Source organism: Duffyella gerundensis (assembly GCF_001517405.1).
Classification (GTDB): Bacteria; Pseudomonadota; Gammaproteobacteria; order Enterobacterales; family Enterobacteriaceae; genus Duffyella; species Duffyella gerundensis.
Genome location: NZ_LN907827.1, coordinates 1,245,945 through 1,268,218, shown reverse-complemented (window position 1 = coordinate 1,268,218; position 22,274 = coordinate 1,245,945). Strand labels below are relative to the sequence as shown.

Here is a 22,274-nt window from a genome sequence, read left to right as displayed (position 1 = left end):
TTATAGCGTCTTCAAATGCGAAACAAAGTGACAGGGTTTAGTGCGGGCATCGAGCTGATCGACAATGATGCGATCCCAGGCGATATGGCAGGCGCTTTCCGAGCCGGGCATAGCGAAAATCAACGTGCCGTTAGCCATGCCAGCCACCGCGCGTGATTGCAACGTGCTGCTGCCGATCTCCTCCCAGGAGAGCATGCGGAACACTTCGCCAAACCCCTCAATCTGCCGATCGAACAGCGGCAAAAGCGCCTCTGGCGTGGTGTTTTTTCGGTTAAAACCGGTGCCGCCGTTAATCAGCACCACCTGCACATCCTCACTGGCGATCCAGCGAGAGACGATGGCGCGAATGCGGTAGAGATCGTTTTTGACGATCGCATGATCCACCACCTGATGACCCGCTTCGTTCGCCGCTGCACGCAGGTAATCGCCGGAGGTGTCATCACTGGCATCGCGACTGTCGGAAACGGTCAGCACCGCAACGGCGACAGGAATAAATTCAACGGGCGCTTTCATGGTTTGCTCCTGCGTTAACCACCGATAAAAGAGAGATTCTGGGTAATGCCGGTATTCCCCTGATGGAGAAAGTGCGTCTGCTTTTTCTGTCCCAGGCTGCGGGCAATGCGCGCCTGCAGTTCATCCTGCTGATCGTCAGAGGCAAGCAGATCGCGCAGCGGCACGCCGCCGTCGCCAAACAGACAGAGATGCAGATTGCCTACCGCCGACACGCGCAGCCGGTTGCAGCTGGCGCAGAAATCTTTCTCATAGGGCATGATCAAGCCGATCTCACCGCGGTATTCGGGATGAGTAAATACCTGCGCCGGGCCATCGCTGCGCGCGCGCGGCTGACGCTGCCAGCCTTGCATAATCAGCTGATCACGGATCACTTCGCCCGAAATATGATGACGACGGAACAGCGCATTGTGATCGCCGGTCTCCATCAGCTCGATAAACCGCAGCTGAATCGGTCGTTCGCGGATCCAGTTCAAAAAGCTTTGCAGGCTCTTGTGGTTCAGATCGCGCATCAGCACGCTGTTGACTTTGATCTTTTCAAATCCAGCCTCGAACGCGGCGTCAATACCGGCCATCACCTGATGAAACTTATCCTGGCCGGTGATGGCGTGGAACTGCCGCGGATCGAGGCTGTCGATGCTGACGTTAATCGACGTCAGCCCGGCATCGCGCCACTCGGCCACATCGCGGGCCATACGGTAACCGTTGGTGGTGACCGCAATCTGACGAATGCCGGGATTTTCACGCACCGCCGCGATGATGTCGGTAAAGTCGCGCCGCATCGAAGGCTCGCCGCCGGTCAGGCGCACTTTATCCGTACCGGATTCGGCAAACGCACGGGTAATACGGCGGATCTCCTCCAGAGAGAGGAAACTTTTGTTGGCCGCGCCGTTGGGCTTGTAGCCGTCAGGCAGGCAGTAAGTACAACGGAAGTTACAAACGTCCGTGATCGACAGGCGCAAGTAATAAAACTTGCGCTCAAAAGCATCAGTTAATTGTGGCACCAGTACACCTTTCCAAATTCGGGAGATGCAGGCATTTCTTTCTGCACCCTGGCAGCTCGATGGCTGCGGCCAGCACACCCTATCCGAAGACGTAGGCGGGAAGGCTATAGTGTGATTGCCGACGGGCAAAAACGTTGAAGACAAATAATAGCGCTAAATTCTGTGACTCGCCACGCGACTTTTCGCTGTATATTTATGTACATATCGCTTTTTCAACGCATTTTCTCCGCCAGTTACGTTAAGATAACCAGGAATTTTCGTACCGCTTGTTGTCACACTTTTTCGCGTCTGAGCATGTCAAAAAGCACAACAGTCAGTTTTCAGTCGCCACGCCCTGATGCGCGCAGGCAAGGAGTTTTATGAATCGTACACTGGCAGATCTTGATCGCGTTGTTGCCCTGGGCGGCGGCCATGGTTTGGGGCGCGTTATGTCTGCCCTGTCGCCGCTGGGATCGAGATTAACCGGCATTGTGACCACCACTGATAACGGCGGCTCAACTGGCCGCATTCGCCGCTCCGAAGGCGGTATCGCCTGGGGCGATATGCGTAACTGTATCAACCAGCTGATCACCGAGCCAAGCGTAGGTTCGGCGATGTTCGAGTACCGTTTTACCGGCAACGGCGAACTGGCGGGCCATAACCTCGGCAACCTGATTCTGAAGGCGCTGGATCATCTCAGCGTGCGGCCGCTGGAGGCGATCAACATCATTCGCAACCTGCTCAAGGTAGACGCTTTTCTGATCCCGATGTCGGAGCAGCCGGTGGATCTGGTGGCGATGGATCAGGAAGGTAATATGATCTGGGGCGAAACTGAGATCGATACCATGAAACAGCCGCCGCAGGAGTTAATGCTGCATCCGGCGGTGCAGCCCACCCGCGAAGCGCTGGAGGCCATCAAGCAGGCGGACCTGATTCTGATCGGGCCAGGCAGTTTTTACACCAGCCTGATGCCGATTCTGCTGATGCCGGAAATGGCGCAGGCGCTGCGCCGTACTTCAGCCACCATGGTATTTATCGGCAACCTGGGGCGCGAGCTGAGCCCCGCCGCCGCCAGCCTGACCCTTGCGGATAAGCTGGCGCTGCTGGAAAAATATATTGGTAAACGCGTGATTGATGCCGCGGTGGTCAGCCCGCACGCCGATATCCAGGGCGTGGAAGATCGGCTGATCGTGCAACATCCGCTCGAAGCCGCCGACATTCGCTATCGCCACGACCGCCAGCTGCTGCGCGTGGCGCTGGAGCACGTATTGCAGGCGATCTAAACCGGCGGCGCGCCTGCGCCGCCGTTGTCCCCGTCAGGAGGCAGCAATAAACAGATCGCGCAGCTGGTGAAGCTGGTCGCGCGTCTGTGCTGCCTCTTCGAACTCCAGGTTCTGCGCGTGCTGCTGCATCTTGCCTTCCAGCTCGTGAATCTTCTTTTGCAGCGCCTGCGGCGTCAGTGCCAGGTAATTGGCTTCGGTTTCTGCCGCGCCTTTGGCGGTGCCTTTGCCGCCGCGGCCTTTCGGCTTGTTCATGCCCTGACCCAGCTCCAGAATATCAGTGATTTTCTTGTTCAGGCCCTGCGGCGTAATGCCATTTTCGGCGTTGTACTGCTGCTGTTTTTCACGACGACGTTCGGTCTCTTCAATGGCGCGCGCCATCGATGGCGTGATCTTATCGCCGTAGAGAATGGCCTTGCCGTTGATGTTACGCGCCGCACGACCGATGGTCTGAATCAGCGAACGCTCCGAGCGCAGGAAGCCCTCTTTATCGGCATCCAGAATTGCCACCAGCGACACTTCCGGCATATCGAGACCCTCACGCAGCAAGTTGATACCGACCAGCACGTTAAACTCGCCGAGGCGCAGATCGCGAATGATCTCCATACGTTCAACGGTATCGATATCGGAGTGCAGATAGCGCACGCGCTCACCGTGCTCTTCGAGGTATTCCGTGAGATCTTCCGCCATTCGCTTAGTCAGCACCGTCACCAGCACACGCTCGTTAACCGCCACGCGCTTGCGGATCTCCGACATCAGATCGTCCACTTGGGTAGCGACCGGGCGGACTTCAAGGATCGGATCCAGCAGGCCAGTTGGGCGCACCAGCTGATCGATCACCTCGTCGCCGGACTTCTCCAGCTCATACTTACCGGGCGTGGCCGAAACGTAGATGGTCTGCGGCGCCATCGCCTCAAACTCTTCAAACTTCATTGGACGGTTATCCAGCGCCGACGGCAAGCGGAAGCCATATTCCACCAGCGTCTCTTTACGCGCCCGGTCGCCTTTGTACATGCCGCCAATTTGCGGGATGGTCACGTGCGACTCATCGACAATCAGCAGGCCGTCAGCCGGCAAATAGTCAAACAGCGTTGGCGGCGGCTGGCCCGGTCCGCGGCCAGAGAGATAACGCGAATAGTTTTCGATGCCCGAACAGTAGCCAAGTTCATTCATCATTTCGAGGTCGAACTGGGTACGCTGGGAAATACGCTGCTCTTCCAGCAGCTTGTTGTTGGCCAGCAGCGTTTGCCGCCGATCGGCCAGCTCAACTTTAATATCTTCCATCGCCTGCAAAATGCGCTCACGCGGCGTCACGTAGTGCGTTTTAGGATAAATAGTGTAACGCGGCACCACCGACTCAATCTGGCCGGTCAGCGGATCAAACAGCGACAGCCGCTCCACCTCTTCATCAAACAGCTCAACGCGCAGCGCAATGTCATCGGACTCCGCCGGGAAGATGTCGATAACTTCACCGCGCACGCGGAAGGTGCCGCGCTGGAAAGCCTGATCGTTACGCGCATATTGCAGCTCGGTGAGCCGCCGCAGAATGCTGCGCTGATCGATGATCATGCCGCGCGTCAGGTGCAGCATCATTTTCAGATAGAGATCGGGATCGCCCAGACCGTAAATCGCCGATACCGAGGCCACCACAATAACGTCGCGGCGTTCCAGCAACGCTTTGGTCGCTGAGAGACGCATCTGCTCAATGTGTTCGTTAACCGAGGCATCTTTCTCGATAAAGGTGTCGGAGCTGGGGACATAGGCTTCCGGCTGATAATAGTCGTAGTAGGAGACAAAATATTCCACGGCGTTATCGGGGAAGAACTCTTTCATCTCACCATAGAGTTGGGCCGCCAGCGTTTTATTGGGTGCCAGCACCATGGCCGGGCGGTTGAGATCCGCGATCACGTTTGCCACGGTAAAGGTTTTACCTGAACCGGTTACGCCAAGCAGCGTTTGGTGGGCGAGACCAGATTCCAGCCCCTCTTCCAGACGACGAATCGCTTCTGGCTGATCGCCGGAGGGCTTAAAAGCGGAATTAAGTTTAAATACTTTGCTCATTGCTGGGTTACCTGGAGATGAAATGCGCGAGCCGGAGAGTAATTTTACTCGCCATTTGAAATTTTTCCAGTTAAAAATACTGGATGTAATACCAGTGTTTATCCATACTGCATTGTGCAGTGTGGCTGCGCCTGATTCCGGCGTGATGAATAACCGCACAACCTGCGTTGTTGCGCAATCTTATCCCCAAACGGGATGGACTTTTAACATTTGTCAATAGTGTGACAGCAGATCCTCGGCTGCGAATATTAACCGGCTCAGACGGGCTTGATTTTAACTAACTTATTGAAAGAAAATGCATTGTTCTCAAAGGCCAGATTCCCGCCACTTCAGGCTGAACCCGCGTCCCCTCTCGCTTGTAGAATGTTTTCAGACACTAATGCACATGGTTATCCACAGGAATGGTGGATAACTGATTTTAGCGCCCATGCCATATGGGGTGTATAAATCTTCCCCCGCCCTGGCCGGAGAAGCAAAATTATTTTTTTTCGTCTTTCTTTGTACTTTCTCGCCTGGGTGACCCGCCCAAATGCTATACGTCATGCGGCCTGAAACTGATTCGCGGCGTGGCGTCAATCCCCGCACCGAACTTTTTTTAGTCCATATTGTTGCCGCACTGCACCACCAGCGTCAGTACCCGAGCACCGCAAAAGTGCAGGAAATTATTTACGCCGGTAATTGATAAATTTATCTGACCATTTCAGCCTTGCGCAGGCGGGCTGGCGTCGGTTTCTCGCTCTTATCAGCATTGGCCTGGTTTTTGCACTATTGGTTCAGCCTGGCACGAGCGACAGCAACCGCGTCAATCGGCCCGACAGCAGAGGTTGCAGCCTGACGGCACAACGCAGCGGCGACTGATTCAACATGGAACAGAAAGAGAGGTGTCTGATGCTACGTTTACGTTCGGTAAATCAATTCTACGGTCCAAATCATATCCTCTGGGATGTTGATCTCGAACTGCCGCCCGGCACCTGCACCGGCATTTTAGGGCGTCCCGGCATGGGAAAAACCACGCTGGTTAACTGCATTATGGGTAACCTGCCGGTGAACAGCGGCAGCATGACCTGGCAGGAGAAAGATTCGCCGCCGGAAGATATGCTGCTGCTGCCGATGGAGAAACGGGCACGCATGGGGATTGGCTACGTGCCGCAGGGACGACAGATCTTCTCCCAGATGAGCGTGGAAGATAACCTGCTGATTGCGCTGCTGGCCGGTCAGGACGATCGCCACCGTGCTATTCCGGCCATGGTTTACGATCTCTTCCCTACGCTCTATTCAGTGCGCCAGAAGCGTGGCGGTGATTTGCCGATTGAACAGCAACAGCAGCTGGCCCTGGCGCGTGCGCTGGTGCTTGAACCCAAGCTGCTGATTCTGGATGAGCCCACCGAAGGCATGTCGCCCTGGCTGGAAGAGGAGATGGGCAACCTGCTGTACCGGCTGAACCACGACTTTGGCCTGACGATTCTGCTGCTGGAACAGCGGCTCTCATTTATTCGCCGCGTGGCAGATTACTTCCTGCTGCTGCACCGCGGACGTAACGTGGCACAGGGAAAAATGGCTCAGCTCGACGACCTCACCATTAATAAATGGCTGGCCGTCTGATGCTGCTTACGCCTGCGGCAGGCTCAGCCACTGCCCCGCTTCCGCAAACTCTGCACTGTCTGTCAGCCAGGGAATTTCACCCAGACAGGGTGCAGTGAGCCGCGTATGCAGCGTCTGCAAATAGGCCTGATGCCGCTTGCCCGGTGGCGTAACGCCGTTGGCAATCCAGCCTGCAAACGGTAGCCCGGCGGCGCGGATAGCATCGGCGGTCAACAGCGCGTGATTAATACAGCCGAGCTTGATGCCGACCACCAGAATCACCGGTAGCTGCTCCTGCTTCACCCAGTCTGCAAAGGTCAAATCCTCTGCCAGCGGCGTATACCAGCCGCCTGCGCCTTCCACCAGCACCCATTCAGCCTGCTCAGCAATATGCGCCAGCCCGGCTGAGAGCCGCGCAGCGGTGATCGGGCGTTGCTCTTCGGCACTGAGAATATGCGGTGCGGTGGGCTCGGCAAACGCCAGCGGGTTAACCTCGTCATAGCTCAGCGCCACAGAACCGTAGCGTTGCAGCGCCAGCGCATCGCTGTTGCGCAGCCCCTGCTCAGTCATGTCGCAACCTGAAGCCACCGGTTTGTAGCCCGCGCAGCGCAGTCCCGCCCGGCTGGCGGCCTGCAGAAGTGCGCTGCTGGCCACGGTTTTGCCTACTTCAGTATCGGTTCCGGTAACGAACCAGCGTTTAGTCACCATCAATTACTCCATAAAACAGATGATAGGTCAGCAGATAGCCGCGGGCATCCTGTGGCCATGCCGCTTCCAGCTGTTGCAGGCGCGAGCGCGTGAGTAGCGTATGCGTACGGCCCTGCGGTAAATGGGTGGCGCCGATGCCTTTCAGCGAGCGCATCGCCTCCAGCACGCCGGGAAAGGCCAGCGTCAGCGTTTCGTGCTGCCAGTGCAGCGGCAAACCGGTACAGAGGGCGACAATCTGTGCCTGCGTGAGAAAACGGTTAGCGTGCGGCGCCGCATCCACCGCTTGCCAGGCGTGATGCACCTCGCTGAGGGAATCGGCGGTCAGGGTGGAAAACAGCACCTTGCCGCCGACGCGCGTGACGCGGCGACACTCGTCCAGTGCCCGACGCAGATCGCTGCACCACTGCACGGCAAGATTGCTCCAGGTGAGATCAACACAGCGGTCAGCCAGTGGCAGCTGTTCAATATCACCCGCCAGATAGCTGCTGGCCGCCTGTTGACCCGCCGCCTGCGCCAGCATGCCCGGCGAGAGATCAAGCGCAATCACCTCGTGCCCCTGCTGTTGCCAGCGCTGGCTGAACCAGCCGGTGCCGCAGCCTGCATCCAGCACCCGCTGCGCAGGCGGTAGGGTCACCAGCGACATCAGCTTTTCGCCTGCCGCACGCTGCAGCGCCGCGTGCTGGTCATAGGCGTTGGCCGCCCGGCCAAAAGCACGGGCAACCGCGCGCTTATCGATCGTGGCTTGCATCAAGCGCCTCCAGAAGATAATCGATATCCGCAGGCTGATGCGCAGCGGATAAAGTAATGCGTAAACGGGCGCTGCCCGGCGGCACCGTGGGCGGCCGAATCGCGCTGACCCAGCAGCCCGCCTGACGCAGCCGCTGTGCCAGCGCCAGCGCCGCGGCGTTATCGCCGACCAGCAGGGGCTGAATGGCGCTTGAGGAATCAAGCAGGCTCAGGCCGCGCTCGGCAGCACCGGAACGAAAATGTTGAATATTGTCGTGCAGGCGCTGCCGTTCGCTGTCGGCCAGCTTGATGGCGCTGAGCGCCGCATCCAGCGCACAGATCTGCGCGGGCGGCATAGCAGTGCTGTAAATCAGATGGCGGGCAAACTGCAGCATGTAATCGGCAACATCCTCACTGCACAGCAGCGCCGCGCCGCCGCAGCCAAATGCTTTGCCAAAGGTGATCACCAGCAGTTCCGGTTTGACCTGCTGTTGCCAACAGCTGCCGCGTCCGCCCTCGCCGACCACGCCGATGCCGTGCGCATCATCAACCATCATCCAGCCACCGGCAGCGTGGGTGCTGACCGCCAGCTCTGCCAGCGGCGCGCTGTCGCCATCCATGCTGAAAATGCCTTCGGTGATCACCAGGGTTTCTCCGGCGCACGGTTTCGCCAGCAGGCGATCAAGGCTGGCGCTCTGGTTATGGCTGAAGCGACGCAGCTCTGCCGGACTGAGGTGCGCTGCTTCCAGAATTGAAGCGTGCGCCAGCTTATCCGCCAGCAGCCGATCGCCTTTGGCCATCATCGCCGCCACGATCGCCTGATTGGCGGCAAAACCGGAGATAAACAGCAGCGCGCGCGGATAGCCGAGCCATTCCGCCAGCCGGGCTTCAAAGCGCTGTTGCAGTGGATGATAACCGGTGACGTGCGCCGAGCCGCCGGCGCCGTTGCCGTAGCGCAGCGCGCCGTCGTGCCAGGCGGCGGCGAGGCGCGTATCCTGCGCCAGGCCGAGGTAATCATTGGCGGAGAAATTACGCAGCCGCTGGCCGTCGGCCTCAATCCAGCCGGGGCCGCTGGCGGTGGTCGGCTGCCGACGCCGCAGCGCCTGCTGCTGCTGACGCTGCTCCAGCGCGGCGCCAATGCGCTGCTGCCAACTCATGACAGAGCGGCGTTGTAAAACTGTTCGCTGTCGCCGTGGGTCAGCTGCTCGGTAAGTTGCTGCTGCTGGGCCACGTCGCCATGAACGGTGGTGGTGTGTTCCGGATTAAGGCCGAGTTTGCGGAACAGCAGCAGGTCGGTATCTTCTTCCGGATTAGGCGTAGTCAGCAGCTTGCAGCCGTAAAAAATGGAGTTGGCTCCGGCCATAAAGCACATCGCCTGCGTCTGTTCGCTCATCTGCTCGCGCCCGGCGGAGAGCCGCACATGAGAACGCGGCATCATGATACGCGCCACCGCAATAGTGCGGATGAAATCAAAGGGATCGACGTCGTCGTTATCCGCCATTGGCGTGCCTTTGACCTTCACCAGCATATTGATCGGCACGCTTTCAGGTGGCACCGGCAGGTTGGCCAGCTGCATCAACAATCCGGCCCGATCGGTAACCGTTTCGCCAAGGCCCACAATGCCACCGGAACAGACTTTGATTCCGGCATCGCGCACCTTATCCAGCGTATCAAGACGTTCCTGATAGCTGCGGGTAGTGATGACGTTGCCATAGAACTCCGGCGAGGTATCAAGGTTGTGATTGTAAAAATCGAGTCCGGCGTCGGCCAGCTGCTGCGCCTGACGGTCGCTGAGCGTGCCCAGCGTCATGCAAGTTTCCATGCCCAGCTCACGCACGCCCTGCACCATTTTTTCCAGGTAAGGCATGTCGCGTTCGTGCGGATTCTTCCATGCGGCACCCATGCAGAAACGGCTGGATCCGGCGGCTTTGGCTTTACGCGCCGAGGCGAGCACCTCATCCACTTCCATCAACCGCTCCGACTCCAGCCCGGTTTTGTAACGTGCGCTCTGCGGGCAGTATTTACAGTCTTCCGGGCAGGCGCCGGTCTTGATCGATAACAGTGTGCTGACCTGCACCTGACGCGGATCAAAGTGCTGACGGTGCACCTGTTGCGCCTCAAAAAGTAGCTCAAGAAAGGGTTTGTTAAACAGCGCCTGGGTTTGTGCCAGGCTCCAGCGTTGTGTCATTGCGAACTCCAGAAAAGGGGTGATTAACCCTGACGATCGTGGTTATACTTGTAAACTAAATCTTTTTAATTTGGTTTACAACTCCCTGATGACACCCGCCGATCTCGCGTTTGATCGCCAGCATATCTGGCACCCTTACACCTCAATGTCTGAACCGCTGCCCTGCTATCCGGTGGTGGCCGCACGCGACACCCGACTGCAACTCGCCGATGGCCGTGAGCTGGTGGATGGCATGTCGTCATGGTGGGCGGCGATTCATGGCTACAACCATCCGCGGCTGAATGCGGCGATGCATAACCAGATTGCCGCCATGTCGCACGTGATGTTTGGCGGCATTACCCATCCGGCAGCGGTGGCGCTCTGTCGGCAACTGGTGGCGATGACGCCCGCACCGCTGGAGTGCGTGTTTCTGGCCGATTCCGGCTCGGTGGCGGTAGAAGTGGCGATGAAGATGGCGCTGCAATACTGGCAGGCACGCGGCGAACGGCGGCAGCGCTTTTTGACCCTGCGCCGCGGCTATCACGGCGATACCTTTGCCGCCATGTCGGTGTGCGATCCGCAAAATTCGATGCACAGCCTCTATGAGGGCTATCTGCCCACGCACCTGTTTGCCCGTGAGCCGCAGTGCGCTTTTGGCGATGCCTGGCACGATGAAGACATCAACGATTTTGCCGCGCTGCTCGAACAGCACGGCAGCGCGGTGGCCGCGGTGATTCTGGAGCCGATTGTGCAGGGTGCTGGTGGCATGCGCTTCTATCATCCGCGCTATTTGCAACGGGTGCGCGAGCTGTGCGACCAACATGGCGTGCTGCTGATTGCCGATGAGATCGCCACCGGCTTTGGCCGTACCGGTCGGCTGTTCGCCTGTGAACATGCGGCAGTTGTGCCGGATCTGATCTGCGTCGGTAAAGCGTTGACCGGCGGCACCATGACGCTCTCCGCCACGCTGACGACGCGCGCGGTGGCCGATACCATCAGCAACGGCGCGGCGGGCTGCTTTATGCACGGCCCGACCTTTATGGCTAATCCGCTCGCCTGCGCCGTGGCCAGCGAAAGCCTGGCGATGCTGCAGGAGAATCAGTGGCAGCAACAGGTCAGCGCCATTGAAACGCAGCTGCGTCAGGCGCTGCTGCCGCTGGCCGATCATCCCGCCGTGGTGGATGCCCGCGTGCTGGGTGCCATCGGCGTGATTGAGACCCACCAGCCGGTAGATATCGCCGCGATTCAGGCATTCTTTGTCGAGCGTGGCGTCTGGATCCGCCCCTTTGGCCGGCTGATCTATCTGATGCCGCCTTACATCATTAGCCGCGAGGCGCTCACCGCACTGACCGCTGCCATTGCGGCCGCACTCGATCGCCCGCAGCTGTTTCAAAAAATGTAACGGCCAGGCGCAGCGCGGCGTGATGCACTACGCTTCTATGCAAACCATAACCAAGGAGCGAAGTATGTCGCAGTCAACAGAGACGAATCGCCGCATTGTGCTGGCGTCGCGCCCACAGGGTGCACCCACGCAAGAAAATTTTCGCCAGGAGCAGCAGTCGGTTCCACAACCTGGCAAAGGAGAGATTCTGCTTCGGACCATCTGGCTCTCGCTTGATCCTTATATGCGCGGCCGCATGAGCGACGCCCCTTCCTACGTGGCCCCTTACGAGGTTGGCGACGTACTTGGCGCGGGCACCGTTGCCGTGGTCGAACAGTCGCAGCATAATGACTATGCGCCAGGTGACTGGGTCGTCAGCCAGAGCGGCTGGCAGGATTACGCCATTTCAAACGGCGAAGGCCTGTATAAACTCAGCGGCCCGGTGCTGAAACACCCTTCCTGGGCGCTGGGCATGCTGGGCATGACCGGCTTCACCGCCTACATGGGCCTGCTGGACATCGGCAAACCGCAGCCGGGCGAAACCGTGGTGGTGGCCGCGGCTACCGGTGCCGTTGGCTCAATGGTTGGCCAGATTGCCAAAATCAAAGGTTGCCGGGTGATCGGTATCGCCGGTGGCGAAGAGAAATGCCGTTATGCTACCGAGACGTTGGGCTTTGACGCCTGCCTCGACCATCGCAGCGACGATCTGGCTGACGCGCTGAAGCAGCACTGTCCGCAGGGCATTGATGTCTATTTCGAAAGCGTTGGCGGCAAAGTGTTTGATGCCGTGCTGCCGCTGATGAACACCAAAGGCCGTATTCCGGTGTGTGGGCTGATTGCTGACTACAACAGCGGCGCCGACCTGCCTGAAGGGCCAAACCGCCTGCCGCTGTTCCAGAGCGCCATTCTGCGTAAGCGCCTGCACGTGCAGGGCTTTATTATCAATCAGGATTACCCGAACGACTTTGACGGTTTCTTTAAGCAGATGAGCCAGTGGATTGAGGAAGATCGTCTGGTGTTCCGCGAACACACCGTTGAAGGACTGGAGAATGCCGTGCCGGCCTTTATTGGCCTGCTGGCGGGTAAAAACTTTGGCAAAGTGGTTGTGCGCATCGCTGATGACCAACCGGAGAGCAAATAATGAAAATTTTGATGATATTGACCTCGCATGGCCAGCTGGGCGACAGCGGCGAAAAAACCGGTTTCTGGCTGGAGGAGCTGGCCGCGCCGTGGTACGTATTCCGCGATGCGGATATCGATGTGGTGCTGGCCTCGCCCGCCGGTGGCAAACCGCCGCTCGATCCAAAAAGCACCCAGCCGGAAGCGCAGAGCAAGATTACCGAGCGTTTTAATAATGATGAAGCCGCACAGCAGGCGCTGGCTAACACCCATAAACTGGCTGAGATCGACAGCAGCGAATTTGATGCCGTGTTCTATCCGGGTGGCCACGGCCCGCTGTGGGATTTAGCCGAAGACAAACACAGCATTGCGCTGATCGAAACCTTTTATGCCAATCAGAAGCCAGTGGGCACTGTCTGCCATGCGCCGGGCGTTTTACGTCACGTTCGCAAACCTGACGGCACGCCGCTGGTGCAGGGAAAACGCGTAACTGGTTTTACCAACAGCGAAGAAAAAGCCGTGGGTCTGCTGGATGTGGTGCCGTTTTTGGTTGAAGATGAGCTCAAGCGGCTTGGCGGCCAGTTTGAACGCACCGATGACTGGGGTGCGTTTACCCTTACCGATGGTCATCTGGTCACCGGACAGAACCCGGGATCATCAGAAGTTACCGCCGAGGCGCTATTGAAGTTGCTCCATCAATAACGCAAGGAGTTGTAATGAACCTGTTCAGTCAGGATTTTAACGATGGTGACACCCTGCCGGAAAACCACGTGTTTAACGGTATGGGCTATAAGGGCCGCAATCTTTCGCCCCACCTCGCCTGGGATAAGGTGCCTGCGGGCACCAAAAGTTTTGTTGTGACCTGCTACGATCCCGATGCGCCAACTGGTTCAGGCTGGTGGCACTGGGTGGTGGCGAACCTGCCCGGCAGCGCGACGATGCTGCCGCAGGGCGCAGGTTCAGGCAGCGCCGAGCTGCCTGCCGGTGCGGTGGAATGCCGCACCGACTTCGGTAAACCGGGCTATGGTGGCGCAGCGCCGCCGCCGGGCGAACGCCATCGTTATATCTTCAGCGTACACGCGCTGGATATCGACAGAATTGATGTCGATGAGCGCGCAAGCGGCGCCATGGTGGGCTTCAACGTGCATTTCCATGCGTTAGCCAGCGCCACGCTTACCGCGTACTACCTCTGATCAAAAAAGCCCTCGCATGAGGGCTTTTTTTTATCTTCTGGCTTATAACGGCCGAATGGCTACCCACATCGGACCCTGCCCCACGGCATAACGCGCCAGCGGCTGTAACAGCCCCTGCTCGCCGCTGATTTTATACACCTGAATGTGATGCGATTTCTGACCGGTGGCGACCAGGAAGCGGCCGGTATGGTCGATGTTAAAGCCGCGCGGCTGCTGTTCTGTTGGCTGATGGCCTTCCAGCGTTAACAGCGCCCCGTCATCACTGACACTGAAAATAGCAATGACGCTGGCGGTGCGATCGCAGGCGTACAGATGGCGGCCATTAGGTGTGATGTGAATGTCCGCCGCCCAGCGGGTATCACTGAAGCCTGCGGGCATCATATCCAGCGTCTGCACGCAGACCATTTCACCGTGCGCATTACGCAGCTGCCAGACATCAACGGTGCTGTTGAGCTCATTGATGCAGTAAGCATATTGCTGATTAGGATGGAAGGTCATGTGACGCGGACCTGCGCCTTCTGGCGTGGTGACCTGCGGCTGGGACTGCGGCGTCAGCGTGCCATCGGCGGCGAGGCTAAACAGGCAGATGCGATCCTGCTTCAATGCCGGGACGTAAAGCGTCTGGTTTGCCGCATCGATGTTCGCCGAATGGCAGCCCGCCAGATCCTTAACGACCTGCACGGGTGCCTGCGGCACGCCATCACTGCCGATCGGGCTGACACTGACGCAGGCATCGTTATAGGAGCCCACGAAGACAAACTTTCCGTCGCGATCGGTGGAGATGTGCGTCGGGCTGCCCGGCAGTGGCGCATGGCCCGCTTCGCTCAGCGTGCCATCCTGCGCAATGCGGAAGGCGATAACACGAAAATCGGGTCGTGCACCCACATAGAGAAAGGCATTATCCGGGCTGACGATCATCGGCTGTACCTGACCGGCAACGTCGACCACCTGCAATAGCGTTAATGCACCCTGCTCATCCATCTGCCACGCATGAATCTGCTGGCTTTCCGGGCTGGCGATATAAACGACCTGGTTCATGAATTCTCCTTCATATTCGTTAATGGCTGTGGCAAAGCGTAGCCTGGTTGCCACCGGGGCGAAAAAAATTGATTTGTACGCTGATGGTTTGGTGGCGTCCGTGACCGGGTGTAGACTCAACGCTTTGCTGACACTACAGGTAAGAAGAGATGAGTTACCGCGTTATTGCGCTCGATCTGGACGGCACCCTCCTCACTCCCAACAAAACCATCCTTGACGCTTCGCTGCAGGCGCTGGCCGCCGCGCAGCAGGCTGGCGTGAAGGTGATCATTGTGACCGGACGTCACCATTGTGCTATTCACCCTTTTTATCAGGCGCTGCAGCTGGATACACCTGCTATCTGCTGTAACGGCACCTATTTGTATGATTATCAGGCGAAAAAGGTGCTGGCGGCCGATCCGCTCGGCAAGCCCGAGGCGTTGCAGGTGATCGACAAGCTGGCGCAGAACGCGATTCATGGCCTGCTCTACGTCGATGACGCCATGCTGTATCAAACCGCCACCGGCCATGTGACGCGCACCCTGAACTGGGCGCAGTCGCTGCCGGAAGCGCAACGGCCGAACTTTATACAGGTGCCGGATCTGGCGCAGGCAGCGCGGGAAGCCACGGCTATCTGGAAGTTTGCGCTCTCCCATCCTGATACGCGGGCGCTGCAACAGTTCGCCGATAGCGTGGAAGCTGAGCTGGGTCTCGCCTGCGAATGGTCATGGCACGATCAGGTGGATATCGCCCAACGCGGCAACAGCAAAGGCCGCCGGCTGGCGCAGTGGGTGGAGTCCATAGGTTTGCAGATGAGCGACGTCATCGCCTTTGGCGATAACTACAACGATTTGAGCATGCTGGAAAATGTTGGCCTTGGCGTAGCAATGGGCAACGCCGACGCGGCAATTCAGGCGCGTGCCAAACGGGTGATCGGCACGAACCTGGAACCGGGTATTGCCGAGATGCTCTATCAGGAAGTGCTGTAATCAGGCGCTGATCGACACGCTTTTGATCTGCGCCCAGAGCCACAGGCCGACGCGGATATTGAGCTCGTCGCGCGCCCACGGCGAGATCCGTGCCCACAGCTCGCTGTTGCCGGTTTTCAGCTTCACCTCGACCTGATCGTCTATCTCAATCAGCTCCAGCACCTGAGCCGGTAAAATATTGCGAATGGTGCTGCTGATCGGCGGCTGAAGCACCAGCGAGACGTCGGCCGCGTTGATGCGAATGCGCAGTGGCGTTTTAGGCGGCGCATCAATGCGACTGACCCACAGCACCTGATCGCCCAGCGCCAGCGCGGTCATCGCATAGCTGGCATGCTGCTCCAGCAGTTGCACGCGCAGCACGCTGCTCTGATCGGCGCGCGGTAGCCAGGGACGCATTGCGCTGCTGGCCCACACCTGTTCCAGCGGCCCCCAGGCTTTTACCCTGCCCTGATCCAGCACCAGCACGTTATCCGCCAGCTGCAAAATTTCGTCGAGGCTGTGGGACACGTAGAGCATCGGCGTCTGTACGCGGCGCGCCAGCTGCTGCAGATACGGCAGCACCTCACGCTTGCGCGGCACATCCAGTGACGCCAGCGGCTCATCCAGCAGCAGAATATCGGGCGCGGTGAGCAGCGCCCGACCGATCGCCACCCGCTGCTTCTCGCCGCCGGAGAGCGAGGCGGGAAAACGATCCAGCAACGGTTCGATACCGAGCAGCGCCACCAGCTCGTCAAACTGCGACTTCATGCTGGCCGCCATGCCGTAATGCAGGTTGCCGCGCACGCGATAATGGGGAAAAAGGCGGGCATCCTGAAAGACATAACCTACGCGCCGCTTCTCCGGCGGTAAAAACAACCGCTGTTCGCTGTCGCTCAGCAGACGATCGTTAAGCCGGATATAGCCCTGTTGCGGCTGCGTCAGGCCGCCGATAGCGTTGATTAATGAGGTTTTACCGGCGCCGGAGACGCCAAAAATTGCGGTAATGCCGCTGGCGGGCAGATTGACATCCAGCGTCAGCTGATGATCGCCAAGCCGTTGTGAAAAATGCAGTTCAAGCATCTTAATTTCCCAACCGCTTGCGGCCCCAGCGGGCCAGCCATTCAGAGGCCAGCAGCGAGGCCAGCGCCAGCACGATGGCAATCACACAGAGCCGCGCCGCCGCGCCCTCGGCGCCTGGCGTTTCAATCAGCGTGTACATCGCCAGCGGAATGGTGCGCGTCTCGCCGGGAATATTGGAAACAAAGGTAATAGTGGCGCCAAATTCGCCCAGCGAACGGGCAAAGGCGAGCACCGTGCCGACAATAATGCCCGGCAGGGTCAGCGGCAAGGTAATGGTAAGGAAAACCCGCAGCCGTCCGGCGCCCAGCGTGCGCGCCGCCTGCTCAAGCCGCACATCCACCGCTTCCAGCGCCAGGCGAATGGCGCGTACCATCAGCGGAAAGGCGATCACCGCCGAGGCCAGCGCCGCGCCGCGCCAGCTAAAGGCAAAGCTGATACCAAACAGATCCCACAGCCAGCTGCCGATAAATCCGCGCCTGCCCAGCGCGATCAGCAGCAAATACCCCACCACCACCGGTGGCAGCACCAGCGGCAGGTGAATCAGGCTGTCGAGCAGCGCCTTGCCCGGAAACTGGCAGCGCACCAGAATCCAGGCGAACAGAATCCCCAGCGGCAGGCTACAGGCCACCGCCAACAGGGAAACCTGCAGGCTGAGCGCAACAGCCTGCCATTCAACATCGCTAAGCATCATCTACGAGGCGTGAATCCATAACGTTTAAAAATAGCGGAAGCCTGCGGGCTTTTCAGGTACTGATAAAAAGCAGTAACGGCCGGTGTGCCGCGATCTTTAACGATTGCCAGCGGATATTCCACCGCTTTGTGACTCGATTCAGGAAAAATGCCCACCACGGTCACTTTTTTACTCGCGACCGCATCGGAACCATAAACGATGCCGTAAGGCGTTTCATTGCGTTCCACCAGCGCCAGTGCCGCCCGCACGTTGTTGGCCCGCGCCAGCGAAGGTGACAGCTGATCCCAGGCGCCCAGCGTCTGCAACGCCTCTTTGGCATAGATGCCCGCCGGCACATGATCGGGATCGCCGGTTGCCAGCCGTTCGCCGTGCAACAGCGTTTTCCAGTTGGTTTGCGCGTTCAGGGTAACCGGCTGCGGCTTACCTGCGCTGGGCGCGATCAGCACCAGTTCGTTGCCCAGCAGCGTCGTGCGGCTGGCATTATCCAGCGCATCTTTCTGCTGCGCATAATCCATCCACTGTTGATCGGCAGAGATAAACAGATCGGCTGGTGCGCCCTGCTCAATCTGCCGCGCCAGTGTGGAAGACGAAGCGTAAGAGGCGACGATTTTCACCGGCTTATCCTGCTGATACTGCTGCGCAATCTCCTGCAGGGCGTTAGTCAGCGAGGCGGCGGCAAACACGGTAATATTTTCTGCGGCGACGGCGTGACCGCCAGCGGTCAATAGCGCCGCACCCGCGAGCCAGCGGCTCCAGTTAACAGACATGTTCTTCTCCAGATTTCGTTGTATAAAGAATCATACAGCGTAGCATCTGCAGGTGTCATGCGCTTTAGTCATCAGGGGGTTAACTGCCAGGAGAGCGTATCGCCCGCGCACGGCGGGCAATGGAAAAACGGGGATTACGAACGGTTTTTTGCAGTGTGATCTTTAGAATGACCAAACTTGGAAATGACGTTAAAGAACGCGCCAAAGCCATAAATCAGTCCAAGCATAATTGCCATCACAACCGGCACCATAATGACGGCGACGGCCAGGCTTTTAAGTAATTCCAGCATGCCAGCCTCACTCTTTTCTGAAAGAAGCTATTGTAGCGACAACGAAAAAAAGTGCACTGTGCTTTTTGTGCCCTTTAGCGCGCCGTGACAGCCTGTTCTGGCTCCCATACAATTGCCCTTTATCGACCCTCTGGAGCGGCCATGCAGGCAGACATTTCTCTTATCATTCGGCTACGGCAGAAACTGTTTGCCGATCCGCGCCGCATCGCACTGTTGCAGCAGATTCAGCACACTGGCTCGATCAGCCAGGGCGCAAAACTGGCGGGCATCAGCTATAAAAGCGCCTGGGATGCGATCAATGAGATGAACCAGCTGGCGGATCACACGGTGGTTGAACGCGCGACCGGCGGCAAAGGCGGCGGCGGTGCCACGGTAACCGCCTGGGGCCAGCGGCTAATTCAGCTTTTTGCGCTACTGGAACAGGTGCAGCAAAAGGCGTTTGACGTGCTGCAGGACGATCGGCTGCCGCTCGACAGCCTGCTGGCGGCGATTTCCCGTTTTTCGCTGCAAACCAGCGCCCGCAATCAGCTGTTTGGTCACGTGATGCAGCGCGACCACCAGCCGGTGCAGCAGCATATCGCCGTGATGCTCAACGACGGCGTCACCGTGGTGAACGCGGCGATCACCGAGCACAGTGCCGAGCGGCTACAGCTGCAGCCTGGCAAAGAGGTGCTGGTGCTGATTAAGGCGCCGTGGATCGGCGTGACGACACAACCGGTTGAGGCGGAAAATCAGCTGGCCTGCACGCTGACGCAGATTGAAACCGGCAGCAGCCACAGCGAACTGTTGCTGACGCTACCTGGTGGCGATGTGCTGTGCGCCACGCTAAGCAACGCCGACGTCGACCGTGAAGCGCTGCGTCCCGGCATGCAGGCGATCGCGTATTTTGCCGCCGAGCAGGTGATTATCGCCTCGCTGCTGTAGACCGCTGGTTTGACATTCGTTCAGGCAGCCGTTAAAACCAGCAGTACGGTGCATAATATGGAACACAACATGGCTACGTTGCAAATTACGCAAGGCACGTTTCGTCTTAGTGATACAAAAATCCTCTCTCTGCACGATCTCACCCTACAAGGCGGCGACGCCTGGGCCTTTGTTGGCAGCAATGCCAGTGGTAAATCCTCGCTGGCGCGAGCGCTTTCTGGTGAGCTGACCGCGATGCATGGCGAGGTGCGCAGCGATTTTCAGCGTCCGGTGCGTTTATCGCTGGAGCAGCTGCAACAGCTGGTCAGTGAAGAGTGGCAGCGTAATAACACCGATATGGTCAGCGAAGGCGAAGAGGATACCGGCCTGCTGGCATCTGAAGTTATTCAGGCGGAAGTAAAAGATGCAGCGCGCTGTGAGCAACTGGCCAGCCTGTTCGGCATTACGTCTCTGCTGACCAGACGCTTTAAATATCTTTCAACCGGCGAGACCCGCAAAACGCTGCTCTGTCAGGCGCTGATGGCGCAGCCCGACCTGCTGATTCTCGATGAGCCATTTGATGGCCTCGATCAGCGTTCGCGTGAAAATCTGGCTGAGCTACTGGCCAGGCTCAGCGAGCAGGGTTATACGCTGGTGCTGGTGCTTAACCGGTTCGATGATATTCCGCCGTTTGTGCAGCAGGTTGGCGTGCTGGCCGAATGCACCCTGACCCACGTTGGTGCGCGCGAGGCTATTCTGGCCGAAGCGCTGGTGGCGCAGCTGGCTCACAGTGAGCAGTTGATGGGCATGACCCTGCCGGAAGCGGATTTGACGCCACTTAATGCCCTCGCCACAGAGACGCCGCGCATCGTGTTGCGCGACGGCGTGGTGGCTTATAACGATCGTCCGGTGCTGCATCAGCTCAGCTGGCAGGTGAATGCCGGTGAGCACTGGCAGATTACCGGCCCCAATGGCGCCGGTAAATCCACCCTGCTGAGCCTGGTCACCGGCGATCATCCGCAGGGTTACAGCAACGACCTTACGCTGTTTGGCGTGCGTCGCGGCAGTGGCGAGACCATCTGGGATATCAAGCAGCACATCGGCTACGTCAGCAGCAGCCTGCATCTCGATTATCGGGTCAGCGTCAGCGTTCGCCATGTAGTGCTCTCCGGCTATTTTGATTCGATTGGCCTCTACAATGCGGTTTCCGATCGCCAGGTGGCGCTGAGTAATCAATGGCTGGCGCTGCTGGGCATGCAGACACTTGGCGATGCACCCTTTCACAGCCTGTCGTGGGGCCAACAGCGGCTGGTGCTGATTGCACGCGCGCTGGTAAAGCATCCAACGCTGCTGATTCTGGATGAACCGCTACAGGGACTGGATCCGATTAATCGCCAGCTGGTGCGCCGGTTTATCGACGTGCTGATTGGCGAAGGCGCCACGCAACTGCTGTTTGTCTCTCACCATGCGGAAGATGCGCCTGGTTGCATCACCCATCGTCTGAGCTTTATCGCAGAGGGTGAGCGCTACCGTTATCAGCAGGAGAAAATTCGCTGATCCGGCGGGCTACGGCCCGCTGCTTTTCCGGCGGTGCGATTTAACATGGCCAGTCGCCATGTAAACGCTACCACTTTTCTCCGTGCTTCTCATCGCAAGATACCAGGAATAAGCCTGAAATCGCTCTTTCTGAGAAATTAAAGCTTGTGTAAACGATTCCATTTATCCAGGCTTGATCACGCTTTCGTGGCAATAGCTGTGCTACGTTTACCCTAATAATTCTCAAGTTGGCTCGTTACCAGGATTTCTCATGGAAAAATTTAATCCGGTCGATCATCCGCATCGCCGTTATAACCCGTTATCTGACCAGTGGGTGCTGGTCTCTCCGCACCGCGCCAAACGTCCGTGGCAGGGTGCTCAGGAAACGCCGTCGCAGAATCAGCTGCCAACGCACGATCCTGACTGCTTCCTCTGTCCGGGCAATACCCGCGTCACCGGTGACACCAATCCGCAGTACAGCGGCACCTACGTGTTTACCAATGATTTTGCCGCGCTGATGACCGATACGCCGGATGCGCCACAGAGCAGCGATCCGCTGATGCGTTGTGAAAGCGCACGTGGTACCAGCCGCGTAATCTGCTTTTCGCCGGATCACAGCAAAACCCTGCCGGAACTGACGCTGAGCGCGCTGGCTGAAGTGGTGCGCACCTGGCAGGAGCAGACCGCCGAACTGGGTCAGCACTATCCCTGGGTGCAGGTATTTGAAAACAAAGGCGCCGCGATGGGCTGTTCCAATCCCCATCCACACGGCCAGGTGTGGGCGAACAGCTTCCTGCCTAACGAAGCGCAGCGTGAAGACGATCTGCAGCGGGCCTATTTTGCCCAACACAACAGCCCAATGCTGGTGGATTATGCCGCGCGCGAGCTGGCCGACGGCAGCCGCACCGTGGTGGAAACCGATCACTGGCTGGCCGTGGTGCCGTGGTGGGCGGCGTGGCCGTTTGAAACCATTCTGCTGCCGAAAAGCCACATTCTGCGCCTGACCGATCTCACCGCTGAGCAGCGCACCGATCTGGCGCTGGCGCTGAAAAAGCTGACCAGCCGCTACGACAACCTGTTCCAGTGTTCATTCCCCTACTCCATGGGCTGGCACGGCGCGCCCTTCAACGGCGAAGAGAACGAGCACTGGCAGCTGCATGCCCATTTCTATCCGCCGCTGCTGCGTTCAGCAACGGTGCGTAAATTTATGGTTGGCTATGAAATGCTGGCCGAAACCCAACGTGATTTAACGGCGGAGCAGGCAGCTGAGCGCCTGCGTTCCGTCAGCGATCTGCACTTCCGCGAGGCCTGAG

Annotated in this window: 22 protein-coding genes and 1 riboswitch; of the genes, 10 read left to right on the top strand and 12 right to left on the bottom strand. The window is 58.5% G+C overall.

The genetic code is table 11. The features are described 5' to 3' along the window. Together moaB and moaA are read right to left on the bottom strand one after the other, a co-directional pair. A complete protein-coding gene (gene moaB, locus EM595_RS05830; RefSeq protein ID WP_067428893.1) occupies positions 1-513 on the bottom strand; it encodes a molybdenum cofactor biosynthesis protein B in 513 nt (170 codons plus the stop codon). A 14-nt stretch (positions 514-527) separates the two neighbouring features. Next, entirely contained in the window at positions 528-1,514 is a 987-nt protein-coding gene (moaA, locus tag EM595_RS05825) for a GTP 3',8-cyclase MoaA (protein ID WP_067428891.1), read from the bottom strand. After that, a riboswitch (molybdenum cofactor riboswitch) is annotated at positions 1,504-1,636 on the bottom strand. Its footprint overlaps the gene before it by 11 nt. A 237-nt stretch (positions 1,637-1,873) precedes the next feature. Here moaA and EM595_RS05820 point away from each other — a divergent pair. Beyond that, a complete protein-coding gene (locus EM595_RS05820) occupies positions 1,874-2,776 on the top strand; it encodes a gluconeogenesis factor YvcK family protein (protein ID WP_067428888.1) in 903 nt (300 codons plus the stop codon). A 33-nt stretch (positions 2,777-2,809) separates the two neighbouring features. Here the strand turns inward: EM595_RS05820 and uvrB are convergent, their stop codons facing one another. Next, a complete protein-coding gene (gene uvrB, locus EM595_RS05815; RefSeq protein WP_067428886.1) occupies positions 2,810-4,834 on the bottom strand; it encodes an excinuclease ABC subunit UvrB in 2,025 nt (674 codons plus the stop codon). Positions 4,835-5,722: 888 nt separating this feature from the next. Here uvrB and EM595_RS05805 point away from each other — a divergent pair. After that, positions 5,723-6,436: an ATP-binding cassette domain-containing protein gene (locus tag EM595_RS05805; RefSeq protein ID WP_067428883.1), complete on the top strand. Its 714-nt coding sequence runs from the start codon at positions 5,723-5,725 to the stop codon at positions 6,434-6,436. Positions 6,437-6,442: 6 nt separating this feature from the next. Here EM595_RS05805 and bioD read toward each other — a convergent pair whose 3' ends face one another. From bioD to bioB, 4 genes are read right to left on the bottom strand one after another with little or no spacing between them, the layout of a single operon-like run. Continuing rightward, the gene (gene bioD, locus EM595_RS05800) at positions 6,443-7,120 is read right to left on the bottom strand and encodes a dethiobiotin synthase (protein ID WP_173645391.1); all 678 of its coding nucleotides are present in this window, start codon (positions 7,118-7,120) and stop codon (positions 6,443-6,445) included. Continuing rightward, positions 7,113-7,871, bottom strand: a complete 759-nt coding sequence (gene bioC / locus EM595_RS05795) for a malonyl-ACP O-methyltransferase BioC (protein ID WP_067428877.1) — start codon at positions 7,869-7,871, stop codon at positions 7,113-7,115. The genes bioD and bioC overlap by 8 nt, the downstream gene beginning before the upstream one ends. Continuing rightward, the gene (bioF, locus tag EM595_RS05790) at positions 7,852-9,006 is read right to left on the bottom strand and encodes an 8-amino-7-oxononanoate synthase (RefSeq protein ID WP_067428874.1); all 1,155 of its coding nucleotides are present in this window, start codon (positions 9,004-9,006) and stop codon (positions 7,852-7,854) included. Before bioF ends, bioC begins: the two co-directional genes overlap by 20 nt. Continuing rightward, the gene (gene bioB, locus EM595_RS05785) at positions 9,003-10,037 is read right to left on the bottom strand and encodes a biotin synthase BioB (protein WP_067428871.1); all 1,035 of its coding nucleotides are present in this window, start codon (positions 10,035-10,037) and stop codon (positions 9,003-9,005) included. The genes bioF and bioB overlap by 4 nt, the downstream gene beginning before the upstream one ends. An 88-nt stretch (positions 10,038-10,125) precedes the next feature. Here bioB and bioA point away from each other — a divergent pair, with 88 nt between their 5' ends. From bioA to EM595_RS05765, 4 genes are all read left to right on the top strand, one after another. Beyond that, entirely contained in the window at positions 10,126-11,418 is a 1,293-nt protein-coding gene (gene bioA, locus EM595_RS05780; protein ID WP_067435212.1) for an adenosylmethionine--8-amino-7-oxononanoate transaminase, read from the top strand. Positions 11,419-11,482: 64 nt separating this feature from the next. Then, complete coding sequence (locus tag EM595_RS05775) at positions 11,483-12,538, top strand: NADPH-dependent curcumin/dihydrocurcumin reductase (protein ID WP_067428868.1); 1,056 nt, start codon at positions 11,483-11,485, stop codon at positions 12,536-12,538. Next, positions 12,538-13,218, top strand: a complete 681-nt coding sequence (locus EM595_RS05770; protein WP_067428864.1) for a type 1 glutamine amidotransferase domain-containing protein — start codon at positions 12,538-12,540, stop codon at positions 13,216-13,218. Before EM595_RS05775 ends, EM595_RS05770 begins: the two co-directional genes overlap by 1 nt. A 14-nt stretch (positions 13,219-13,232) precedes the next feature. After that, positions 13,233-13,709: a kinase inhibitor gene (locus tag EM595_RS05765; RefSeq protein WP_067428861.1), complete on the top strand. Its 477-nt coding sequence runs from the start codon at positions 13,233-13,235 to the stop codon at positions 13,707-13,709. Positions 13,710-13,751: 42 nt separating this feature from the next. Here the strand turns inward: EM595_RS05765 and pgl are convergent, their stop codons facing one another. Further along, a complete protein-coding gene (pgl, locus tag EM595_RS05760) occupies positions 13,752-14,747 on the bottom strand; it encodes a 6-phosphogluconolactonase (protein WP_067428858.1) in 996 nt (331 codons plus the stop codon). A gap of 149 nt (positions 14,748-14,896) precedes the next feature. On the opposite strand from pgl, the gene EM595_RS05755 reads away from it, so the two are divergent. Then, entirely contained in the window at positions 14,897-15,715 is an 819-nt protein-coding gene (locus tag EM595_RS05755) for a pyridoxal phosphatase (protein WP_067428856.1), read from the top strand. On the opposite strand, the gene modC is transcribed toward EM595_RS05755, so the two are convergent. From modC to EM595_RS20600, 4 genes are all read right to left on the bottom strand, one after another. Next, entirely contained in the window at positions 15,716-16,774 is a 1,059-nt protein-coding gene (gene modC / locus EM595_RS05750; RefSeq protein WP_067428853.1) for a molybdenum ABC transporter ATP-binding protein ModC, read from the bottom strand. Between the two features lies 1 nt (position 16,775). Further along, positions 16,776-17,465, bottom strand: coding sequence for a molybdate ABC transporter permease subunit (modB, locus tag EM595_RS05745; RefSeq protein WP_067428851.1), 690 nt, complete (start codon positions 17,463-17,465; stop codon positions 16,776-16,778). Then, positions 17,462-18,232 carry a molybdate ABC transporter substrate-binding protein gene (gene modA, locus EM595_RS05740; protein ID WP_067428847.1) on the bottom strand — a complete coding sequence of 257 codons (771 nt, stop codon included), beginning with the start codon at positions 18,230-18,232 and terminating at the stop codon, positions 17,462-17,464. Before modA ends, modB begins: the two co-directional genes overlap by 4 nt. A gap of 134 nt (positions 18,233-18,366) precedes the next feature. Continuing rightward, positions 18,367-18,522, bottom strand: a complete 156-nt coding sequence (locus EM595_RS20600) for an AcrZ family multidrug efflux pump-associated protein (protein WP_071852491.1) — start codon at positions 18,520-18,522, stop codon at positions 18,367-18,369. Between the two features lie 141 nt (positions 18,523-18,663). Here EM595_RS20600 and modE point away from each other — a divergent pair, with 141 nt between their 5' ends. The 3 genes from modE (at position 18,664) to galT (ending at position 22,273) form a co-directional block, all read left to right on the top strand. Then, complete coding sequence (modE, locus tag EM595_RS05735; protein ID WP_067428844.1) at positions 18,664-19,446, top strand: molybdenum-dependent transcriptional regulator ModE; 783 nt, start codon at positions 18,664-18,666, stop codon at positions 19,444-19,446. A 69-nt stretch (positions 19,447-19,515) separates the two neighbouring features. Further along, positions 19,516-20,982 carry a molybdate ABC transporter ATP-binding protein ModF gene (modF, locus tag EM595_RS05730; protein ID WP_067428839.1) on the top strand — a complete coding sequence of 489 codons (1,467 nt, stop codon included), beginning with the start codon at positions 19,516-19,518 and terminating at the stop codon, positions 20,980-20,982. Between the two features lie 250 nt (positions 20,983-21,232). Next, on the top strand, positions 21,233-22,273 hold the full coding sequence (galT, locus tag EM595_RS05725; protein WP_067428837.1) for a galactose-1-phosphate uridylyltransferase: 1,041 nt from the start codon (positions 21,233-21,235) through the stop codon (positions 22,271-22,273). Position 22,274: the final 1 nt, after the last annotated feature.